Raw genomic sequence first — 18,377 nt, 5'->3', positions numbered from 1 at the left:
ATTCGTGCCGAGCCGAAGTTTGCGGAGGTGGGTGTCTACCAAGCGGCTCTGTCTTCCAGGGCACGCCGCCGACGCTGGGGAATGGCAAATTGGCGAACAGCCCTTGATCGCTCCACAACGGACGCCAAATAGCGTTGATCATTCGGATCTGTAGATTGCGCTCGGCGGAAAGGCGATCATGAGCAGCTTTGGTAACTCGCCTCCCGCCCTGTACCGGCGATCTCTCGATGCGTCGGCTTTCATCATTCGTTTCCTTCGATGGCCTATGATCCCTGAAGGACACATGGCTCCATCTGGCCTGGATTACAGGTTCCGGACCCAGCGATACTGAGACACATTGCTTTAGAAGTTCGATTGTGACGATGATCTTCAATCCCCGTTCCCGCTTGGACGATATTGCCACACCGCCCATCAGCGAGAGGCTTGGTAAACCATTTTGCGGAGATCGCGTGGTATCCCGCAGCGACTTCGATTATGCCGACGAAGGTCATTCGTTGCGGCTCGTTGCGAGGACTGGGAATGCCAATGGAAATTGAAACACATTTGGTCTCGCTGATACGCGTCCTCGGCCAGGTGGCAATCATTGTCTATGCCTATTCCTGGGTCATCCGTATCGTCGAGCGCGGCGCTTTGAAATCGGTCGCCGTCGGTCTGTTGTTCGGGCTGGTCGGCATCCTGTCGATGGGCGATCCGATTCAGTGGATGCCCGGCGTCATTCAGGACGGCCGCTCGATCCTCCTTGTTCTCACGCCGATCTATGGCGGCCTGCTGGGAACCATTGTCGCTGCGGCGATGATGGCCCTGTTTCGGTTTATGGTCGGCGGCATGGGCGCGGTGGGCGGTATTGCCGGCATCGTGATCGTCGCGACCGCGGGCTATGCGCTCAGCCTTTTACCGCGGCAATGGACGGGCACGGGGTGGAGACGCTCGGCCCTGTTCGGTCTGGCGACCTGCTCTTCGCTCGTGGTTCTCTTCTTTCTGCCGTGGGCGGTTGCGCACGCGCTTCTCCTCTCGGCGACGCTTCCGGTAACGATCGTCAATATCCTTGGCGTCATGTTGCTGTCGGACCTGCTGCAGCGGGAACAATATCGCATCGGCATCCAGCGCGCGCTGGAGAATGAAGCGAGCCTCGACCCGTTGACAAGGCTTCCCAACCGTCGCGTGTTGCAGCGTGAAGGCGATCGGTGCAGCAAGGAAGCGGGCGTGCGGCGCATCCCCTTTTCGATCATCATGCTCGATATCGATCATTTCAAGAAGATCAACGACAGCTGGGGCCATTCCTTCGGCGACACCGTTCTGGCGCGGGTGGCGGATGTGATCCGGCAAACGGTGCGCAAGACCGATATCGCCGCTCGTTATGGCGGCGAAGAGATCGTCGTCCTGCTGCCGAACACGGATATGAGGGCGGCCGCTGCCGTCGCGGAGAAAATTCGCAGGGACATCGAGGGCACAACCTTGATGTTCGATCAGGACGCCGTCCATGTCACCGTCAGCATCGGTATTGCCTGCTCGCTCGAACCGACCACGGATTTCAAACATGTGCTGGAGGCTGCCGACAAGGCGCTCTATCGGGCAAAGGCGGGCGGAAGAAACCGCGTGGAACTGGCAGAGGCTGCTTAGGCAGCCATGTGGCCTCCGGCGATAAGTATGTGCTCGCGCCTTTTTGCCCTTCATGCGTCCTTGACGGAAAGGGGTACTCCGGAATAACTGGACGCGACGGTTCCCCAAGGAAGACTCCGCGGGGATTAATAGGGAACACGGTGAGGACGACCCAAAAGGGACCTAGACCGTGGCTGCCCCCGCAACTGTAAGCGGAGTGCCGATCATCCGGGGGCGACCATTTGCCGGTTCGCTCCCGAGGCTTTGAGCCATGCCACTGCAGCGAAGCTTGCGGGAAGGCAGATGATTGTCAGATATTCGCAAGCCAGGAGACCTGCCGTCGATCACGATCCAATCAGCCGGGCGGGGATGCCCGGAAGGGACAGACAATGATTGACCTGCGCCTTCGATATTATCCGACCTCTATCGGCCTTGATTGGGATCTTCGCAACCGGCGGCGGCCTTTATCAGCGCGATTGCGCTGACACCGCCCAGTTTCCCTATCCTATAGAGATCTTTCATGCGCCATTTTTTGACGACCATTACATTTGCACTGGGGCTGGCCGGCTTTGCCACCTCCGGCTTGGCCGCTACCCAATATCCCCTCACCATCAATAATTGCGGCCAGAAGGTCACGTTCCAGAAGGCTCCGGCGAAGATCGTTTCGATCGGGCAGGGCATGACCGAAATCCTGCTGTCGCTCGGCCTGGCCGACAAGATCGCCGGAACGGCCGTTTGGGTCGGCCCGGTATTGCCGCAATATGCCGAAGCCAATGCGAAGATCCCGCGGCTTGCCGATAATGATCCAAGCTTCGAATCCGTTGTCGGCAAGGAGCCGGATGTCGTCGCCGCCGAATTCGAGTGGCATGTCGGCCCGCAGGGCTCCGTCGGCAAGCGCGAGCAGTTTTCCGAGCTTGGCATCAACACCTATATCGCGCCGACGGACTGTGTCGCCAAGGTCAACACCGATGGCGGCGACGGGGTGCGCAAGGAACTGTTCTCGATGGACCTGGTCTACCAGGAGGTCCATGAACTCGCTGAGATCTTCGACGTCAGCGACCGCGGCGATGCCTTGATCGCAGACCTGAAGAAACGCGAAGCGGATGCGGTTGCCTCGATATCAGGCGCAAAGTCCAAGGACCTGCCGATCGTCTTCTGGTTTTCCAGCAAGGAAGTCAGCGGCGATGCTTTCATCGCCGGCAAGAACAGCGCACCGGCCTATATTCTGAAGACGATCGGAGCCAAGAATGTCGTGACGACGGAAGAGGAATGGCCGCTCGTCGGGTGGGAGACGATCGCTCAGGCCAATCCGGCCGTGATCGTCATCGCCACGATGGACCGCCGCCGCTATGCCGCTGACGATCCGAAGGTCAAGGTCGATTTCCTTGAAAAAGACCCGGTCACCAGCCAGCTCGATGCCGTCAAGAACAAGCATTTCGTCATGATGGATGCGCAGTCGATGAACCCGACCATCCGCACCATCGACGGCATCGAAATCCTGGCCAAGGGCATCAAGTCCTTCGGCCTGGCGCAGTAACGATATGCGCCTCGTTGCAGAACGACGGTCATGGTGGGCACTTTTAGCGCTTGGCATGGCGGCGGTCGTCCTTCTCGCCTTCATGATCAGTCTCGCCGTATCGATCGGCGAGATTTCGATCCCGCTGTCGACGACCGCCAAGGCGATCGCGAACCGGATGTTCGGAACGAGTTTCGAACTGAGCCGGATTCACCAGGGTATCGTCTGGGATTATCGACTGAGCCGGGCGCTTGTCGCCGCCAGCACGGGTGCGTCGCTGGCGCTGAGCGGCGTGATCTTGCAGGCCCTGTTGCGCAATCCGCTGGCCGAGCCCTATGTGCTCGGCATCTCGGCCGGCGCCTCGACCGGCGCGGTCTGCATCATGATCCTCGGACTTGGCTACGGCATTCTGGGGCTTTCCGGCGGCGCCTTCCTCGGCGCGGTCGTCGCCTTCCTGCTTGTCGGTCTGCTTGCGGCTGGCGTCGGCGGCACGAGCGAGCGCATCATTCTCTGCGGCGTCGCCGGCTCGCAGCTTTTCAACGCGCTCACCTCCTACATCGTCACCACCTCGGCCAACGCCGAACAGGCAAGGGGCGTCATGTTCTGGCTGCTCGGCTCGTTGAGCGGCGTGCGCTGGCCGGATGTCTATCTTTCAGGGCCGGTCGCCATTGTCGGCTTTGCCATTTGCATGGCACATGTCCGCGTGCTCGACGCCTTCATCTTCGGCACGGACGCGGCTGCCTCGCTTGGCATTGCGGTCAGACGCGCGCAGATCGTTCTGCTCGGGGTGACGGCGTTCATGACGGCAGCGGTCGTCAGCATCGTCGGTTCCATCGGCTTTGTCGGATTGGTCATCCCGCACGCCGCCCGTTTCGCGGTGGGGCCGAGCCATGATCGGCTGCTGCCGGCTGCGGCCCTGGCCGGCGCCATCTTCATGGTCGGCGCCGATATCGTTTCGCGGGTCATCATCCCCCAGCAGATTCTGCCGATCGGTGTGGTTACTGCCCTTTTCGGGGCTCCGGCCTTTGCCATCATTCTCTATCGCGCCCGGAGGACGGCATGAGCATCGCTGTGGATACGGTGACCTTCGCGGCCGGCAATACTCTGATCGTCAACGGTGTCAGCCTGGCGGTGGAAAAGGGCAAGGTCCTTGGCCTTCTCGGGCCGAACGGTTCCGGGAAATCCAGCCTGCTGCGGCTGATCTGCCGGTTGAGGAAGGTCAGAAGCGGCGTCATCCGGCTTGGCGGCAGCGATATCACCTCCATCTCGCGTGGCGATATCGCTCGCCGCATCGCGCTTGTCGAACAGCAGGCGACGACCGATACCCAGGTGACCGTGATGGATGTCGTGCGTCTCGGCCGCACGCCGCATCGCGGTCCGCTGTCAGCCTGGAGCGCTCACGACGATACGGCGGTTTCGGATGCGCTTGCGCGCGTCGGCATGCAGGGTCGTGCCGGGCAGCTGTGGCAGACCCTTTCCGGTGGCGAGCGGCAGCGCGTCCATATCGCGAGAGCTCTTGCCCAGACCCCGAGCGAACTGCTGCTCGATGAGCCGACGAACCATCTCGATATCCAGCATCAGCTCGATATTCTCGGCCTGGTCTCCAAGCTCGATGTGACCTCGATCGTCGCGCTGCACGATCTCAATCTGGCAGCGATGTTCTGCGACAGCCTTGCCGTGTTGCAGAAGGGCGAGGTTGTCGCGGCCGGGCCGCCGGAAGAGGTATTGACGCAGGAATTGATCGAGCGGGTTTTCGGCGTGCGTGCGCATGTGCAGAAGTCCTCGGTCCATGGCCGCTGCAATATTCAATACATGGCGGGCTGAACCCATGGATGGCGCCAATTTCGATCTCAAGGAAGAGATCCGGGATTATTGGTCGAAGCGCTCCGAGACCTTTGATCTCGCATTCGGCCATAAAATTGCGCCCGGGCCGGAGGCTGACGCCTGGCAGGAGCCGATCCGCGCCGCGCTTGGCCCTCGGCCGAAGCGCGTGCTGGAACTTGCCTGCGGAACAGGGGAGGTAACGCGCCTGATCCACGATCTCGGCCATGAGGTGACTGCACTGGATTTCTCCGAGGCGATGCTTGCCGTCGCACGTAGGAAGCACGCGGGCAAGCCGCGCCTCCGGTTCTTGTTCGCCGATGCCGAACAGACGATGGAGCCGGATGAGACCTATGATGCCATCGTCTGCCGTCATCTGGTCTGGACGCTGACGCGGCCGGAGGAAACTCTCAAGGAATGGTTTCGGCTGCTGAAGCCCGGCGGGCGCCTGGTGATCTTCGATGGCGATTGGGCAAAGCCGAAGCCGGGCGGCCAGATCGCGACACGGTTGATCGCGCTGATCGACCGTTTGATTGGCGCAGACAAGAACTATGACGGAGCTCTCAGCAGCCGCCACGCGCGCATCATGGAAGCGCTGCCTTTCGGCGCCGGATTGCGCGCGGATGCGCTGGCCCCGCTTCTAAAGGCTGCCGGCTTTGCCGACATTCAGTTGCAATCGCATGCGCCCATCGCGAAAGCGCAGCGGAAGAATGCGAATTTGAGAAACAAGCTGCGGACCTTCGTCTATCGCCGCTTCATCCTCGTCTGCTCGCGCTTATTGACCTAATCAAATAAACATATAAAGATTTGTTTATATCTATTGACTTTGCCGCGCCATTGGTGAGAATTCACCCGTCATGGTTCTCTGGGATGGTTTGACCGTCTCAGGGCTAAGAGGGAATACGGTGCGCCGACATGTCGGCTATGCCGGAGCTGCCCCCGCAACTGTAAGCGGCGAGCCACTGTCCATAATGTCACTGAGGCGATGAGCCTTGGGAAGACGGACAGAGGCGCCGACCCGCAAGCCAGGAGACCTGCCAGGACAAAATAACGTCCACGGGCGGGGTGTCCCGGTGGTTGCTGCGACGGTCTTGAAGGACCGTTTTCGCACGCGTCCGCTTTACCCATGCCCCCACAAACCAATGGGGTATGACAGTGTCACAGAACAGCATTCCAGTTGCATCGCTCGGCTTTCCAAGGATCGGCCGCCACCGCGAACTCAAGTTCGCGCTCGAAGGCTTTTGGTCCGGAAAAATCCCTGAAAACGAGCTCATCGAAACGGCCAGGAGGCTCCGGGCCGAAAACTGGTCGCTCCAGCGCGACAAGGGGATCACGCGCATCCCTTCCAACGACTTCTCCTTCTATGATCACGTGCTCGATACGGCCGTGATGGTCGGCGCGGTTCCGTCCGTCTACGGCTGGAAGGGCGGGGATGTCTCGCTGTCGGCCTATTTCGCCATGGCGCGCGGCAGCCAGGGCGACGGCCACGCCGATTGCGGCCATGTGCATCAAGGCCACGGCGTCCCGGCGCTTGAGATGACCAAGTGGTTCGACACGAACTATCACTACATGGTGCCGGAAGTCTCCGAGGATCAGGAATTCAGCCTGACGTCGCAGAAGCCGGTCGACCATTTCCTGGAGGCAAAGGCGCTCGGCATCCACACGCGTCCGATCATCCTCGGTCCCGTCACCTTCCTAAAGCTCGCCAAGGCTCGCCCGGCAACCTTCAAGCCGCTGGACCTGCTGGCGAAACTCCTTCCTGTTTACGCGGAATTGCTGCGTCGTCTCGCCGCTGCCGGCGCCGATTGGGTTGAGATCGATGAGCCGATCGCCGTCCTCGATTTGACCGAGGGCGAGCGTCATGCCTTCTCCGTTGCCTATAAGGTGCTGACGAAGGCCGTGCCGGGCCTGAAGATCATGCTAGCGACCTATTTCGGCGGTCTTTCGGGCAATCTTGCCGCCGTTGCCGACCTGCCGGTCGCCGGTCTGCATGTCGATCTGGTCCGGGCTCCGGAGCAGCTCGACGATGTTTCGAAAGCCGTCCGCAAGGGGCAGGTCCTGTCGCTTGGCGTCATTGATGGGCGCAATATCTGGAGGGCGGATCTTGCCTCGATCATCAACCGACTGCAGCCGATCGTCACTGCCCGCGGTATCGAGGGCGTCGAAGTGGCGCCGTCGTGCTCGCTGCTGCATGTTCCGATCGATCTCGAGCTTGAGACGGCTCTCGATGCCGATCTGACGAGCTGGCTGGCATTCGCTACCCAGAAGCTTTCCGAGCTTTCGGTGCTGGGTCGTGGCCTTGCCGAAGGAAAAGCTGCTGTATCGGCCGAGGTCGAGGCAGCATCGAAGGCTATCGCCGCCCGCGCCGCTTCTCCGAAGGTCACCGATCCGCTGGTGCAGGGCCGCATCGCGGGCATCGATGCCGGCATGAAACGGCGTAACAGCGCCTTTGCGGAGCGTCGTGCGCTTCAGGCCGGTGCCATCCGGCTGCCGCTCTTCCCCACGACGACGATCGGCTCCTTCCCGCAGACGCCGGAGGTCCGCAAGGCCCGCTCGGCCCATGCCAAGGGCACGCTGAGCTATGTCGATTACGAGGCCTTCCTGCGCAAGGAAACGGAGGCGACCATCCGCTGGCAGGAGGAAATCGGCCTCGACGTGCTTGTGCACGGCGAATTCGAGCGTAACGACATGGTGCAGTATTTCGGCGAGCAGCTTTCCGGCTTCGCCTTCACCCAGCACGCCTGGGTGCAGAGCTACGGCTCGCGCTACGTTCGTCCGCCGATCATCTTCGGTGATGTTTTCAGGCCGAATCCGATGACCGTTCGCTGGTGGGATTATTCCCAGTCGCTGACGCAAAAGCCGGTAAAGGGCATGCTGACGGGGCCGGTCACGATCCTCAACTGGTCCTTCGTTCGCGACGATCTCCCGCGCGGCGAAACGTGCCGGCAGATTGCCTTGGCGATCCGCGACGAGGTCGTCGATCTGGAGAAGGCAGGTGCGAAAATGATCCAGATCGATGAAGCGGCTCTTCGCGAGGGTCTGCCGCTGCGTCACAAGGACCGAAAGGCCTATCTGGAGTGGGCGGTCGAATGCTTCCGCCTTTGCTCCAGCGGTGTTGCGGACGAAACCCAGGTCCATACGCATATGTGCTACTCGGAGTTCAACGATATCATCGTCGCCATCGCCGCGATGGATGCCGATGTCATCTCCATCGAGACATCGAGATCGAAGATGGAGCTGCTCGATGCCTTCCGGAACTTCAAATATCCGAACGAGATCGGCCCCGGCGTCTACGACATCCATTCGCCGCGCATTCCCGAGGTCAGGGAGATGACTGATCTCCTGTCGCTGGCGCGCAAGCGCCTTCAGGACGAGCAGTTGTGGGTCAATCCCGATTGCGGACTGAAGACCCGCAAGTGGGAGGAAGTGAAGCCGGCGCTTATCAACATGGTGGAGGCTGCCCGCAGCCTGCGGCAGCTGCATACAAAGGCCGAAGGCCAGGCTGCGGTCGCCTAGATCGCCGCCTGTTGATATCTCGAAGCCGGCTCGAGGGGCCGGCTTCCCCCTTTCCGTTTGGCGTTAGCGAAGCGGTATCCAAAGAGGGGATTTCCAGGCCTTCAGCGCATCGAGGAAGACCTGCAGCTTCAAGGGAATGAAGCGCCGCGTCTGATAGACTGCGTGCAGAAAGATTTCAGGCGAGGTCCACTCGGGCAGAAGGCGAACGAGTTCGCCGCGTTCGATGCGCTCATCGCAGTAGTTCGAAGATAGCAGGCCTATGCCGTGCCCCTTGTAGGTGAATGCGCTCACGGACTGGAAGTCGCGGCTCGAGAGCGGCCCTGAAACCTGGACTTTCGCCGATTTGCGGCCGCTGACCAGATGCCATTCGGCTTCGTTGTTGCGGCTATTCATCAGGATGCATTGGTGCTCGCTGAGATCCTCGGGTTTGACGGGCAGGGGCCGGCCGCGAAGATAGTCTGGTGTCGCCACGACGTAACGCACGCTCTTGCCGATGCGCTGCGCGATGATGGTCGAATCCCGCAATTCACCGAAGCGGATGGCGAGATCGACATTCTCGGCAATCAGGTCGAGAAACGTATTGGTGATGAAGAGATCGATCCGGATGAGCGGATAGGTTTTCAGAAAATCGGATATGAAATCGTAGAACGGCTCTTGGCTCAGGACCACGGGAGCCGATATCCGGAGAAGCCCTTCCGGCTTTCTCTGTGTGTCAACGAGCACTCGCTCGGCATCATGGAGATGGCTGAGCGGTTCGCTGCACTGGTTGAAATAGGCGCGTCCCTGCGCCGTAAGATTCAATTTGCGCGTCGTGCGCTGCAGCAACGTGACGCCCAATTGCTCTTCCAACGCGGTTACCCTTCGGCTCACGGTGGAAACCGGCATGCCGAGAGCGCGAGCGGCGCGACTGAAGCTCTCGAACTGCGCCACCTTCACAAAAATCGCGATATCGTTCAGATCCGTCATGTCATGATTTTTGCATAGATGAAAAATTGATTCCAGATATTTCCATCTAATCGCATAAAGATGAAGTGGGCATATTCCTTTCACGAGAGCAAGCCAAACGCCTCATCCACTCTCGATCACGCAGCCATTCAAAGCGGCGCGCGACGATGAGGTCGCTTCGTGCAAAGGAGAATGACAATGCAAGCAGGAAAAACGGTACTGATAACAGGCGCCTCGCAGGGCATCGGCGCGGCAATTGCCAATAGCTTCCTCGACCGCGGCTATAATGTAGTCGCAACCTCGCGACGCGTCAGCCAGACCGGCGAGATCAAGGCGTCCGAAAGGCTGGTTCGTGTTGATGGTGACATAGCCGAGCCTGCCACGGCTGAGCGCGTCGTCGAAGCCGCTCTCGCTCGCTTCGGAACGATCGATGCGCTCGTCAACAATGCCGGCATCTTCTTCACCAAGCCGTTCGTCGACTATACGGCCGAGGATTACCGTCGGCTCGCCTCCACCAACTTGGAGGGCTTCATCCATCTGACGCAGCTCGCCGTACGCCAGATGCTGAAGCAGAAGACCGGCGGCAGCATTGTCAGCATCACGACGCCTCTGGTCGATCATCCGATCGCGGGTATCAACGCCTCCGTTGCGATGGCCACGAAGGGCGGCATCGAGGCGCTGTCGAAGAACATCGCCCTCGAATATGCGAAAGACGGTATCCGCGTGAATACGGTTGCGCCCGGCGTGGTCGACACGCCGCTGCACAAGGACAATCCCAAGGATTTCCTCAAGACTTTGTCGCCGATGCCGGGCATTTCCGCTGCGCAGGAAATCGCCGACGCGGTGCTCTTTCTGACCGAGGCCCCGCGCATAACCGGGGAGGTGCTCAACGTCGACGGCGGCGCGCATCTGGGCAAATGGTAGGCGCGGTCGCAGCGCTCGCCGCTGGCGCAGAACAGCGGCTTATGGATCTTGGCGTGGTACTGCCTCCGCCTCCGACACCCTTCGGTGCCTATGTCGAGGCGGTGCGGATCGGAAAGCTCTTGTTCCTGAGCGGCATGCTGCCGGTCATCGATCGCAGGCCGCAATATGTTGGCTGTCTCGGTGGCGAACTCTCCGTAGAGGATGGATACAAGGCAGCCGAGCTTGCCACTCTCAGCGCATTGTCGGCAATCAAGGAGCATCTCGGTTCGCTCGACAAAGTGATCGCGGTTGCCAAGCTCGGTGTCTACATCGCGACGCAAGGCGATTTTCGCGAGCATCCGAGGGTCGCCGACGGAGCCTCCGAACTGCTCCTCAAGGTCTTCGGCCCCCAGCTATTGTCGGGTCGCGTGGTCCTTGGCGTCGCCAGCCTGCCGCTCGGCCTACCGGTTGAAATCGAGCTCGTGCTCGAAGTTGCAGATTGAGAAGCGTCGCCCCGGTCGAACAGGGTTCGGATCGGGGCGCTGCAACGAATACGCCTAGTTCAAGCGATGGCGGAACATCCAGGCCGCAATCGGCATCGTCGCGGCGGCGATGGCGACGAGGGCCAGCATATCCGGAAGCAGCGTATCGAGGCCCGCACCTTCAAGATAGACGCCGCGGGTGATGTTGATCGCATATTTCAGCGGATTGATCATCGTCGCATATTGGAGAATTTCCGGCATGTTGTCGGTCGGCGACATCAGGCCGGAGAGCAGCATGAACGGCATGAGGAAGACGAAGCAGAGGATCATTGCCTGCTGCATGTTGGCGGCAATGGACGACAGGAACAGTCCGAAGCCGATCGCCGCGGCGAGGAAGAGGCTCAGCCCGAGATAGAGCGTCAGGAACGAGCCGGCAAACGGGATGCGGAACCAGAACAGGGCCACCAGCAGGATCGTCGATGCCTGGGTGATGCCGACGATCATCGAGGGGACGGCCTTGCCGATCATGATCTCGGTCGGCGTGAACGGTGCCACAAGCAGCTGGTCGAAGGTTCCCTCCTCGCGTTCGCGGGCGACGGACATGGCGGTCAGCATCATCGTCATCAGCATTGTGATCGTCCCGATGAGTGAGGGCACCATGCTCCACCGCGTTTCCAGCTGCGGATTGTACCAGGCGCGGGTCGTGACCTGCACGGCGCTGCCGGAACTGCCCTTCTGCGCGAGCCAGTCGGCGGTGAAATCGCCGACGATCGTGTTGGCATAGCCTTGCGCGATGCCGCTCGTGTTGGAATTTCTGCCATCGGCGATGACCTGCACGGTGCCGACAGCCCCCGCTTCCAGCTGCCTTTCGAAATCATGCTCGATGACGATGATCAGCACGGCCTGCTTGGTGTCGAGCAGCCTGATGGCCTGGCCCGTCTGCGTCAGCGTCGCTACCCTCTCGAAGATGCCCGATCCCTCGAGCTTCGCGACCAAGTTCCTCGACGAGGTCGTCCTGTCCTGGTCGACGAGCGCATAGGGCACGGTGTTGAGGTCGTACGTGGCGGCGTAGCCGAAGATCAGGCACTGAAGGATCGGTGGGACGACGAGGCTTGCCCGACTTCTCGGGTCCTTCAGGATGACGAGGAGCTCCTTGCGGATCAGGGTCAGGATGCGCAGAAAGGATGCGATCAACATGGCTAGGCGATCCTCTTGCGGGTCATTCGCACGGCAAGCGCCAGAAGTGCCGCGGCCATGCCGGCGAGCACGGCGGCATTGGGCAGGATGACGCTCCAGATGTTGCCCGCGAGAAACAGGGTTTGCAGGAGCGTGACGAAATACCGGCCCGGGAAGATGTAGGTGATGATCTGTACGGCCAAGGGCATGCTCCTTGGATCGAACATGAAGCCCGAAAGCATCATGGCCGGCAGGAAGGTGACGAGAACGGTCACCTGGCTTGCGATGAACTGGCTCTTGGTGATCGAGGATATGGCAAGGCCAAGTCCGAGAGCGACCAGAAGGTAGAGCATGGAGACGACGGTAAGGATCAGCAGCGATCCGCGCAGCGGCACGCCGAAGAGCAGCCGGCTGCCGACGACGCAGAGCGCGAGCCCGGCGAGCCCCAACAGAAAATAGGGAACCGTTTTGCCGAGCAGGATTTCGCTCGAGCGCACCGGTGTCACGAACAGTGCCTCGAAGGTACCGCGCTCCCATTCGCGTGCCATGACGAGGGCGGTCAGAAGCGCGCCGATCAGCGTCATAACGAGGACGACGAGGCCGGGGACGAGAAAATAGCTGCTGTCATTGGCTTCGTTGAACCAGAGCCGGGATTGGATCGTCACGCTGCTGCCGGCGGGCGTCGCTCCGCGGGAGGCTTCCTTGGCGGCCCAGACGCCGACCGCGGCTTCGGCATAGCTTAGCGAAATGCGGGCGGTGTTGGCATCGCTGCCATTGACGACCACCTGCACCTCGCCGTTTCCCTGAGCGATCTTGCGCGCGAAATCGGAGGGAATCCGCAGGATCGCCCTGGCCTTGGATGACAGGAGCATCTTCTCGGCTTCGGCCATCGTCTTGACGGGCTTCGGAGAGAAATAGCTGGAGAGCTCGAAGGCCGATGCCAGTCCGCGCGCCTCGGCGGAATTTTCCTCCATCACGATCGCAACGGGAACGTTCTTGACGTCGAGATTGATGCCATACCCGAACAGGATCAGCAGCGCCACGGGCATGACGATGCCGATGGCGATGCTGCTCGGGTCGCGCAGGAGCTGCCAGGTCTCCTTGCGGATGAGGGCGCGGATGCGGCGCAAGGCTGCGCGAAACCCTTGGCCGGGTCCGTTGACGGATTGGTTCATGCCGCCTTCTCCATTTGTCTGCGCCGTTCCTTCTCGACAATCGTGATGAAGGCCTCCTCCATCGTCGCAGCCGCCTCGTCATCGGCGCCCGCATGGGCGCGGATTTCCACCGGCGTTCCTTCGGCCAGGTTCTTGCCGGCATCGAGGATGATGATCCGGTCGCAATATTCGGCCTCTTCCATGAAATGCGTCGTTACGATGATGGTCACGCCCTGTTCGGACAGAGCGGTGATCCGGCCCCAGAATTGTCGTCTTGCCAGTGGATCGGCGCCGCTCGTGGCTTCGTCGAGAAAGAGAATATCCGGCTCGTGCAGCAGGGCGGCGGCGAGCGCCAGTCGCTGCTTGAAGCCGCCTGGGAGCTGCCCGCTCGGCAGCCTTGAAAACTGGTCGAGCTCGAACTGCTTCTTCAAGGCGGTGATCCTGTCCTTGCGGCGGTTGCTGCGCAGTCCATAGGCGCTTGCGAAGAACTCCAGATTCTCGTCGACGCTCAGCTGGCCATAGAGCGAAAACTTCTGCGCGACATAGCCGAGTCGCTCTCGCGCCTTCGCTCCTGCCGTCAACAGATCCGAGCCCGCGACCATCAATGTGCCGCTGCTTGCGGGAAGCAGGCCGCAAAGCATCCGGAAGGTCGTGCTTTTTCCCGCCCCGTTCGGGCCGAGCAGGCCATAGACTTCGCCCCTGCGGACACTGAAGCTGACATGGTCGACGGCGGTGAAATCCCCGAAGGTGCGAACGAGGTCTCGAACTTGCACAACCGTTTCGTCGCCATAGCGATTGTCCGACGCAGCGCCTTCATGACCTTTGCGCTCGGCATCTCCGGCAACGGCATCGAACAGCATCATGAAGGCATCTTCGAAGCGTGGCGCCACGCTTTCCGTCTCAAGCTTCGTGCCGTCCAGCCGCAGCGGCTCATCCTTCTGACCCGGCTTGCGCACGATCCGCACGCGCCCGGCCTCCGGCACGGCATCGACAACACCGGGCAGCGCGAAAAGACGCGCCTGCAGGGACCGCGCCGGCATGTGCTCGGGAGTGCCGACCATGAAGCAGCAACCTGTAGCCTTTGCCGTAATCTCGGCGGGCGGGCCTTGATCGAGAATCTTGCCCGCATGCATGAGCACGGCGTGCTCGCAGCGTTCCGCCTCGTCGAGGTACGACGTCGCCACGATCACCGAGAGCCCGTCCTCCTTGACGAGCTTGAAGACGATGTCCCAAAGCTCGCGCCGCGACAGCGGGTCGACGCCGACCGTAGGCTCGTCGAGGAGCAACAGTTCGGGTGCGCGCACCAGTGTACAGGCAAGGCCGAGTTTCTGCTTCATACCGCCAGACAATTTTCCCGCCGGCCGTTCCTTGAACCGGCCGAGCTGCGTCATTTCGAAGAGGCGCGGATAGACCTCGTCGCGCTGGGATTGCGTGACGCCATGCAGATCGGCGTAAAGATCGAGGTTCTCCTGAACGCTCAGGTCTTCGTAAAGACCGAACTTCTGCGGCATGTAGCCGATCCGATCCTGGACATGCTGCGGCTCTTTGGCGATATCGACGCCGATCACCTGCAAACTGCCGCCATCCGGTGCGATGAGGCCGCATGCCAGCCGCAACAATGTCGTCTTGCCGGCGCCATCCGGGCCGACGAGCGCAGTCAGCGCTCCCTTGCGAACATCGAGCGAGATATCGGCAAGCGCCTCTACCGTTTCACCTGTTTCCCGGCGAAAGGTCTTGCGTACATTCCTTGCTATCACCGAGGGATCGCCGGTGCTCATGGCATCCTCGCTTTACTGCTGCTGCGTAGTTGCGGGCGCCGCCTGCGTGCCTGAAAGCGGCCGGACGGTTGCCGGCATGCCCAGCCGCAGCATATTGTCCGGGTCATCGACGAAAACCCTGACCTCGTAGACGAGGCTCGTGCGCAATTCCTCCGTCTGCACCGATTTCGGCGTGAACTCGGCAATGGAGGAAATGAAGCCGATCCACCCTTGAATCGCATGCCCCGGCAGCGAATCCACGGTGACAGTGGCCTTCATGCCCGGCCGGAGCATTCCGAGCTGGGTTTCCGAGACATAGGCACGCACCCATTTCGGGCTGAGCGTCGCAAGCGAGAAGGCAGCCCGCGTGGGGGAAGCCATTTCGCCGGGCTCGATCAGCCTGGATTGCACGATCGCGTCGACGGGAGCCCTCAATTCGGCGTCGGCAAGCTGCTGGTGGAGAAGCGCGACATTGGCTTCAGCCGCATGCAGCTGCGCTTCCGCCTCCTGAATGTCCTCGATGCGGGAGCCGACAACGAGCAGATCGAGCGCCTTCTGGTTTGCAACGACCTTGGCGTCGGCGACGGCCGCGGCCGAACGAGCTTCGTCGAGGGCTTGCTGGCTGACCGCGGCCTTGGGGGCAAGCGCATTCTGGCGCTCGAACTGGGCCCGGGCGTTGACGGATTCCGCCTTGGCGGATTCGACATTGGCGCGAGACTGGGCGATTTCCTCGGGGCGGCTGCCGTTCCTGAGGCGGGCGAGATTGGCGCGTTGGCTTGCCGCCTGCGCCTCGGCTTGGGCGACCTGCGGCTGGAGCCGGCTCGTATCCAGCCTGGCGACGATCTGGCCTTTCTTGACTTGCGTGCCTTCTTCGACAAGGACTTCGGCCACACGTTCGCTGCCGTTGAAGGCAAGGGTGAGTTGCCTGAAATCGATATTTCCATAGAGAACGAGCTCGTTCGAGCCGCTATCCCTATGAAGATACCACCAGGCGCCACCCGCTGCGGCGATCAAGAGGATCAAAATGACGATGACGCGCTGCATGCTTGATTTGGACTCCAAAGAACTGCCGGCTTTGATGAAACGAGTTGTGATCGAGATCGATCCGGCGATGATTATAGCACTTGTCAAATTCAAATTTCAAATTAATATTTAAACTAATGGAAGGCAGAAGAAATGGCCAGAGGCAACAGACGAACGGCGCGATCCCGGGATCGGCAGGACGGCGCTGCCACGCGGACGAGCCTGCTTGAGGCAGGCGGCGCCGTTTTCGCCGAATTCGGCTTCGACCGCGCGACCGCTAAGGAAATCGCCTTGCGCGCGGGGACGAATGCCGCGGCGGTCAACTACCATTTCGGTGGCATCGAGGCCTTGTACGAAGACGTCCTCGCCGAGGCGCATCATCGCCTGATGAGCTATGAAGTGCTTGCCCGCACGGCCGCTGCGGACATCGATCCAAAGGAGAAATTGAGGCGTTTCATCGGGCTTCTGGTCAAGGTCGTTCGGACCGGAAACGAGAATTCGTGGCCGGCCAAGGTGATCGTCCGCGAACTGATCGCGCCGACGCCGCATATCGACAAGCTTCGCCGTGAGGAGATCGAGCCCAAGAGAGCTTTGCTGTTCGGCGTCATCGCCCAGATCATCGGCGTGACGCCTGATCATCCACTGGTCGCTCAGGCCGCACTTTCGACGATGGCACCATGTTTCATGCTTCTGGTGGCCGAAAAACGCGTATCCGAGATCATTCCGGCGCTTGGGCGGGAAACGACCACGGATGAGGAGCTGGCGGATCGGCTGGCTCGCTTTACCCTCGGCGGCATCGCCCAGCTGTCGTTGTCGCTGCAGACAGCGAGGCCAACGGAGCAATCGAACTGATCCCTCGCACACCCCGGAACCAGGCGGTTGTTTCAGCCCTCGAAGCCGAACCGCTCGACATCGAAATCGTCACCGTCATAGTCGGTGGCGGCACCGGCCTGGGCCTCTGCCATGTCGTCGTGCATGGGAATGGGCGCGCTGACGAGGCTCGGAAGCGTCATGTTGACAGCCGTGCCCGGCGGCTGCAAGGCCCAGGCGACGATGGCCCCGGTCGACATGGCTCCGACGCCGCCAGATACCTCCAGCGCAGCCGAAGTCGGCAGATCCGCCATCGGCTGCATCTTCGCCATGGTGCTGGCGTTCGCATTCGTCGCATGGTCCGCAACGACCAGCTTGCCGGCATCGTTTCGTCCCACCACTAGGCTCGCCAGGGCAGCAGGAGCCGGCCTTTCCGGAGCCACCGTCGGTATGACGGCGATGTTGCTGGTCGGCCGCCATGCCGGCAGCGGCACGGCATAGGCCGCCAGGTCGGCGAAGGGTTGAGCCTTGTTTTCTTCAGCCACGCGTTTGCCGAGCTGAGCCTCCAACCCGTTTATGGCTCGGCTCCTGGGCGTCGGCAGCATGCTGGTCATAAGGCTGCTGTCGGGCACACCGCTGCGCGATGCAGCCGCTGATCCGGCATCATCATCGTCGTCATCGACGGCCGCGATCCTGCTTGCCAGCTGGGAAGGGCGCTTTTTGGATTGCGCGATTGCCACCTGATAGCCGGGCAGCGGTCTGCCATCGGCCGGCACATGCAGCGTCTGTCCATTCGGGAAAAGCCGCGCCAGCTCCTGGCGCGACATTCTCGGCCATGCACGGACGTTGCCGACATCCAGATGCACGAAGGGGGAACCCGAGTTGGGATAAAAGCCCACGCCGCCGATTTGCATCTGCATGGCAATCGCGCGCAGGCTCGCAAGTTTCACGCCAGGGATGTAGAAATCCATCGCCTTGCCGAGCGTATGCTGGCTGTGCTTTGCAACGCCGGAACTGCGCGAGCGGTTGCGCAGCATACTGTTGGTCGAAGGAGAGCGGTAGGCCGAGACGACGTGAATTGAGTCCCGTGCACCGCTGCGGCGGTAGACCTCCCAGACGAGATCGAGCAGTTCCGGATCGATCTTGGTCGGCTCGTTCTTTCGCCAGTCGCGCAGGAAACGGTTTATCTGGGCAAGGCCTCTCGGATCATATCTGCCGCCACGCTTGAAGACGATGGTCGCCCTTTCTCCGGTGTGGGTGAAGAAGAGCTTGAGTGCCCGATCCTCGGCGGCAGCGGAGCTGGCAAAGGCGCCGAGCGCCAGCATCGCGATCAGCATCACGCGGCAAGCAACGAATGAGAAAGTCGCGGCGAAAGCTGTCGCCGGAATGGAAAAGATCACGTGTTGCACGGATACGACTTTCGCCCTTGCTAATAGAAACAGAAATCAGAGGCGCCGCGCCCGCGGCATCGCTATACCCTCCAATTATGGTCAACAAATCCCTAACGGACCGTTTATAGCTGGAAACGGCAAAATTTTGTCCGTCGAAGCGTGTTTATCGACCGCTGGAGCCGGCTCTTCATCTTACCGAGCCCATTTCCGAGAGTTTCAGCTGAATCGTTGCAATTTCGCGAGGCATCAACCACCGCCTGTAAGGCGCATCTTCCGAACATTGA

Annotated in this window: 15 protein-coding genes and 2 riboswitches; of the genes, 9 read left to right on the top strand and 6 right to left on the bottom strand. The window is 61.0% G+C overall.

What is annotated here, in order from left to right:
• Positions 1 to 525: 525 nt before the first annotated feature.
• The 6 genes from ACIQWP_RS01205 (at position 526) to metE (ending at position 8,452) form a co-directional block, all read left to right on the top strand.
• Positions 526 to 1,620 (top strand): GGDEF domain-containing protein, encoded by a 1,095-nt coding sequence (locus ACIQWP_RS01205; protein ID WP_402781103.1) that lies wholly within the window; start codon positions 526 to 528, stop codon positions 1,618 to 1,620.
• 80 nt (positions 1,621 to 1,700) lie between these two features.
• Positions 1,701 to 1,956: riboswitch (cobalamin riboswitch) on the top strand.
• Positions 1,957 to 2,119: 163 nt separating this feature from the next.
• Positions 2,120 to 3,136 carry an ABC transporter substrate-binding protein gene (locus tag ACIQWP_RS01200; RefSeq protein WP_402781100.1) on the top strand — a complete coding sequence of 339 codons (1,017 nt, stop codon included), beginning with the start codon at positions 2,120 to 2,122 and terminating at the stop codon, positions 3,134 to 3,136.
• Positions 3,137 to 3,140: 4 nt separating this feature from the next.
• Complete coding sequence (locus ACIQWP_RS01195) at positions 3,141 to 4,178, top strand: FecCD family ABC transporter permease (RefSeq protein ID WP_402781097.1); 1,038 nt, start codon at positions 3,141 to 3,143, stop codon at positions 4,176 to 4,178.
• Positions 4,175 to 4,939 (top strand): ABC transporter ATP-binding protein, encoded by a 765-nt coding sequence (locus ACIQWP_RS01190; RefSeq protein ID WP_402781094.1) that lies wholly within the window; start codon positions 4,175 to 4,177, stop codon positions 4,937 to 4,939. The genes ACIQWP_RS01195 and ACIQWP_RS01190 overlap by 4 nt, the downstream gene beginning before the upstream one ends.
• 4 nt (positions 4,940 to 4,943) lie before the next feature.
• A complete protein-coding gene (locus tag ACIQWP_RS01185) occupies positions 4,944 to 5,723 on the top strand; it encodes a class I SAM-dependent methyltransferase (RefSeq protein ID WP_402782692.1) in 780 nt (259 codons plus the stop codon).
• A 54-nt stretch (positions 5,724 to 5,777) separates the two neighbouring features.
• A riboswitch (cobalamin riboswitch) is annotated at positions 5,778 to 5,993 on the top strand.
• A 92-nt stretch (positions 5,994 to 6,085) separates the two neighbouring features.
• Positions 6,086 to 8,452, top strand: coding sequence for a 5-methyltetrahydropteroyltriglutamate--homocysteine S-methyltransferase (gene metE / locus ACIQWP_RS01180; protein WP_402781091.1), 2,367 nt, complete (start codon positions 6,086 to 6,088; stop codon positions 8,450 to 8,452).
• Between the two features lie 63 nt (positions 8,453 to 8,515).
• On the opposite strand, the gene ACIQWP_RS01175 is transcribed toward metE, so the two are convergent.
• The gene (locus ACIQWP_RS01175; RefSeq protein ID WP_402781088.1) at positions 8,516 to 9,418 is read right to left on the bottom strand and encodes a LysR family transcriptional regulator; all 903 of its coding nucleotides are present in this window, start codon (positions 9,416 to 9,418) and stop codon (positions 8,516 to 8,518) included.
• A 177-nt stretch (positions 9,419 to 9,595) separates the two neighbouring features.
• Here ACIQWP_RS01175 and ACIQWP_RS01170 point away from each other — a divergent pair, with 177 nt between their 5' ends.
• Positions 9,596 to 10,321, top strand: a complete 726-nt coding sequence (locus ACIQWP_RS01170) for an SDR family NAD(P)-dependent oxidoreductase (RefSeq protein WP_402781085.1) — start codon at positions 9,596 to 9,598, stop codon at positions 10,319 to 10,321.
• On the top strand, positions 10,315 to 10,803 hold the full coding sequence (locus ACIQWP_RS01165) for a RidA family protein (RefSeq protein ID WP_402781082.1): 489 nt from the start codon (positions 10,315 to 10,317) through the stop codon (positions 10,801 to 10,803). Before ACIQWP_RS01170 ends, ACIQWP_RS01165 begins: the two co-directional genes overlap by 7 nt.
• Before the next feature lie 54 nt (positions 10,804 to 10,857).
• Here ACIQWP_RS01165 and ACIQWP_RS01160 read toward each other — a convergent pair whose 3' ends face one another.
• The 4 genes from ACIQWP_RS01160 to ACIQWP_RS01145 are packed head-to-tail and all read right to left on the bottom strand — an operon-like array spanning position 10,858 to position 15,913.
• A complete protein-coding gene (locus ACIQWP_RS01160) occupies positions 10,858 to 11,979 on the bottom strand; it encodes an ABC transporter permease (protein ID WP_402781079.1) in 1,122 nt (373 codons plus the stop codon).
• Positions 11,980 to 11,981: 2 nt separating this feature from the next.
• Positions 11,982 to 13,133 (bottom strand): ABC transporter permease, encoded by a 1,152-nt coding sequence (locus ACIQWP_RS01155; RefSeq protein ID WP_402781076.1) that lies wholly within the window; start codon positions 13,131 to 13,133, stop codon positions 11,982 to 11,984.
• The gene (locus tag ACIQWP_RS01150; protein ID WP_402781073.1) at positions 13,130 to 14,890 is read right to left on the bottom strand and encodes an ATP-binding cassette domain-containing protein; all 1,761 of its coding nucleotides are present in this window, start codon (positions 14,888 to 14,890) and stop codon (positions 13,130 to 13,132) included. Before ACIQWP_RS01150 ends, ACIQWP_RS01155 begins: the two co-directional genes overlap by 4 nt.
• A 12-nt stretch (positions 14,891 to 14,902) precedes the next feature.
• Positions 14,903 to 15,913 (bottom strand): efflux RND transporter periplasmic adaptor subunit, encoded by a 1,011-nt coding sequence (locus tag ACIQWP_RS01145; protein WP_402781070.1) that lies wholly within the window; start codon positions 15,911 to 15,913, stop codon positions 14,903 to 14,905.
• Between the two features lie 132 nt (positions 15,914 to 16,045).
• Between ACIQWP_RS01145 and ACIQWP_RS01140 the strand changes: the two genes are divergently transcribed.
• On the top strand, positions 16,046 to 16,744 hold the full coding sequence (locus ACIQWP_RS01140) for a TetR/AcrR family transcriptional regulator (RefSeq protein WP_402781067.1): 699 nt from the start codon (positions 16,046 to 16,048) through the stop codon (positions 16,742 to 16,744).
• Positions 16,745 to 16,776: 32 nt separating this feature from the next.
• On the opposite strand, the gene ACIQWP_RS01135 is transcribed toward ACIQWP_RS01140, so the two are convergent.
• Positions 16,777 to 18,111 (bottom strand): DUF882 domain-containing protein, encoded by a 1,335-nt coding sequence (locus ACIQWP_RS01135; protein ID WP_402781064.1) that lies wholly within the window; start codon positions 18,109 to 18,111, stop codon positions 16,777 to 16,779.
• Positions 18,112 to 18,377 lie beyond the last annotated feature (266 nt).

The organism is Rhizobium sp. NPDC090279 (assembly GCF_044769665.1).
Classification (GTDB): Bacteria; Pseudomonadota; Alphaproteobacteria; order Rhizobiales; family Rhizobiaceae; genus Rhizobium.
The sequence above is the reverse complement of the archived record's forward strand: the minus strand, read 5'-3'. Positions and strand labels throughout refer to the sequence as shown.

What these genes read in the sequence shown, in the direction of transcription:
- ACIQWP_RS01205 (WP_402781103.1), top strand. Translation starts at nt 526, where the DNA reads ATGGAAATTGAAACACATTTGGTCTCGCTGATACGCGTCCTCGGCCAG.
- ACIQWP_RS01200 (WP_402781100.1), top strand. Translation starts at nt 2,120, where the DNA reads ATGCGCCATTTTTTGACGACCATTACATTTGCACTGGGGCTGGCCGGC.
- ACIQWP_RS01195 (WP_402781097.1), top strand. Translation starts at nt 3,141, where the DNA reads ATGCGCCTCGTTGCAGAACGACGGTCATGGTGGGCACTTTTAGCGCTT.
- ACIQWP_RS01190 (WP_402781094.1), top strand. Translation starts at nt 4,175, where the DNA reads ATGAGCATCGCTGTGGATACGGTGACCTTCGCGGCCGGCAATACTCTG.
- ACIQWP_RS01185 (WP_402782692.1), top strand. Translation starts at nt 4,944, where the DNA reads ATGGATGGCGCCAATTTCGATCTCAAGGAAGAGATCCGGGATTATTGG.
- metE (WP_402781091.1), top strand. Translation starts at nt 6,086, where the DNA reads ATGACAGTGTCACAGAACAGCATTCCAGTTGCATCGCTCGGCTTTCCA.
- ACIQWP_RS01175 (WP_402781088.1), bottom strand. Translation starts at nt 9,418, where the DNA reads ATGACGGATCTGAACGATATCGCGATTTTTGTGAAGGTGGCGCAGTTC.
- ACIQWP_RS01170 (WP_402781085.1), top strand. Translation starts at nt 9,596, where the DNA reads ATGCAAGCAGGAAAAACGGTACTGATAACAGGCGCCTCGCAGGGCATC.
- ACIQWP_RS01165 (WP_402781082.1), top strand. Translation starts at nt 10,315, where the DNA reads ATGGTAGGCGCGGTCGCAGCGCTCGCCGCTGGCGCAGAACAGCGGCTT.
- ACIQWP_RS01160 (WP_402781079.1), bottom strand. Translation starts at nt 11,979, where the DNA reads ATGTTGATCGCATCCTTTCTGCGCATCCTGACCCTGATCCGCAAGGAG.
- ACIQWP_RS01155 (WP_402781076.1), bottom strand. Translation starts at nt 13,133, where the DNA reads ATGAACCAATCCGTCAACGGACCCGGCCAAGGGTTTCGCGCAGCCTTG.
- ACIQWP_RS01150 (WP_402781073.1), bottom strand. Translation starts at nt 14,890, where the DNA reads ATGAGCACCGGCGATCCCTCGGTGATAGCAAGGAATGTACGCAAGACC.
- ACIQWP_RS01145 (WP_402781070.1), bottom strand. Translation starts at nt 15,913, where the DNA reads ATGCAGCGCGTCATCGTCATTTTGATCCTCTTGATCGCCGCAGCGGGT.
- ACIQWP_RS01140 (WP_402781067.1), top strand. Translation starts at nt 16,046, where the DNA reads ATGGCCAGAGGCAACAGACGAACGGCGCGATCCCGGGATCGGCAGGAC.